This is a genomic window from Klebsiella sp. HMSC16A12 (assembly GCF_001808265.1).
In the GTDB taxonomy this organism is placed as follows: Bacteria; Pseudomonadota; Gammaproteobacteria; order Enterobacterales; family Enterobacteriaceae; genus Klebsiella; species Klebsiella pneumoniae.
This window is the reverse complement of record NZ_KV792546.1, coordinates 1-1,806: the sequence shown is the minus strand read 5'-3', so window position 1 is coordinate 1,806 and position 1,806 is coordinate 1. Positions and strand designations below refer to the sequence as shown.

The following is a 1,806-nucleotide window of genomic DNA, read 5'->3' as shown; positions in this document are numbered from 1 at the left end:
AAAAATATGACTCCCGGCAGGCGTAAAGGCTGCCCTAATTATTCTCCTGAGTTTAACATCTCAAAACTGGCGCTTGAAAATGGCATTAATGCCAATCTGCTCTTTAAATGGCGCCAGCAGTGGCGCGAGGGAAAGCTGCTATTACCTTCCTCTGAGAGTCCTCAGTTACTTCCTGTGACTCTCGATGCCACCGCCGTACAACCAGAACCGCCCGCTGAGGACTCAGAGCTCAGCATCTGCTGTGAGGTAACGTTCCGGCACGGGACACTCCGCCTCAACGGCACTGTCAGCGAAAAGCTTCTGACTCTGCTGATACAGGAACTGAAGCGATGATCCCGCTACCAACAGGCACCAAAATCTGGCTGGTTGCCGGTATTACCGATATGAGAAACGGCTTCAACGGGCTGGCTGCAAAAGTGCAGACGGCGCTGAAAGACGAACCGATGTCCGGCCATGTCTTCATCTTCCGGGGCCGCAGCGGCAGTCAGGTTAAACTTCTGTGGTCCACCGGCGACGGGCTGTGCCTGCTGACCAAACGGCTGGAGCGCGGGCGCTTCGCCTGGCCGTCAGCTCGCGATGGCAAAGTGTTCCTGACCCCGGCGCAGCTGGCGATGCTCCTTGAAGGTATCGACTGGCGGCAGCCTAAAAGACTGCTTACGTCACTGACTATGTTGTAGGCCTCTTTATCCTGGTCGACGCTGAATGAGCCTGGTAATATATCCGGTATGAACAGCTCACGTCCTGACGATATCGATGAACTGAAACGTCTCCTTGCCGAACAGGAGGCGCTGAATCGTGCCCTTCTGGAAAAGCTGAACGAGCGTGAACGCGAAATAGATCACCTGCAGGCGCAACTGGATAAGCTGCGCCGGATGAACTTCGGCAGCCGCTCCGAAAATGTCTCCCGCCGTATCGCGCAGATGGAAGCCGACCTTAACCAGTTGCAGAAAGAAAGCGATACCCTTACCGGCCGGGTGGATGACCCGGCCGTGCAGCGCCCGCTGCGGCAGACCCGTACCCGCAAACCGTTCCCTGAATCACTTCCCCGTGACGAAAAACGGCTGCTGCCGGCAGCGTCATGCTGCCCGGAATGTGGTGGTGCGCTGAGTTACCTGGGTGAAGATGCCGCCGAACAGCTGGAGCTGATGCGCAGCGCCTTCCGGGTGATCCGGACTGTACGGGAAAAACATGCCTGCACAAAATGTGATGCCATCGTGCAGGCCCCCGCGCCTTCGCGCCCCATTGAGCGGGGTATCGCCGGACCGGGGCTGATGGCCCGCGTGCTGACCTCAAAGTATGCAGAGCACACACCGCTGTATCGTCAGTCTGAAATATACGGTCGCCAGGGCGTGGAACTGAGCCGTTCACTGCTGTCGGGCTGGGTGGATGCATGCTGCCGGCTGCTGTCCCCGCTGGAGGAGGCGCTTCAGGACTATGTCCTGACTGACGGTAAACTCCATGCCGATGATACCCCGGTCCAGGTGCTGTTGCCGGGCAATAAGAAGACGAAGACCGGGCGGTTGTGGACGTATGTTCGTGATGACCGCAACGCCGGGTCAGCGCTGGCACCGGCGGTGTGGTTCGCCTACAGCCCCGACAGAAAAGGCATCCATCCGCAGACCCATCTTGCGGGGTTCAGCGGTGTGCTACAGGCGGATGCGTACGCCGGGTTCAACGAGCTGTACCGCGATGGCCGGATAACGGAAGCCGCCTGCTGGGCTCACGCCCGCCGTAAAATCCACGATGTGCACGTTCGCACGCCGTCAGCCCTGACGGGGCTTTGTTGAATAAATCAGATTTCGGGTA

At 58.6% G+C, this 1,806-nt stretch carries 2 protein-coding genes and 1 pseudogene; all 3 read left to right on the top strand.

The genetic code is table 11. The features are described 5' to 3' along the window. On the top strand, positions 1-333 hold a 333-nt coding region (locus tag HMPREF3140_RS05240; protein WP_139146153.1), incomplete at its 5' end, for a transposase. After that, positions 330-677, top strand: a complete 348-nt coding sequence (gene tnpB / locus HMPREF3140_RS05235) for an IS66 family insertion sequence element accessory protein TnpB (protein ID WP_004114612.1) — start codon at positions 330-332, stop codon at positions 675-677. The genes HMPREF3140_RS05240 and tnpB, both read left to right, overlap by 4 nt. Before the next feature lie 48 nt (positions 678-725). Then, positions 726-1,775, top strand: a pseudogene (gene tnpC, locus HMPREF3140_RS05230) (IS66 family transposase); the annotation flags it as partial. Positions 1,776-1,806 lie beyond the last annotated feature (31 nt).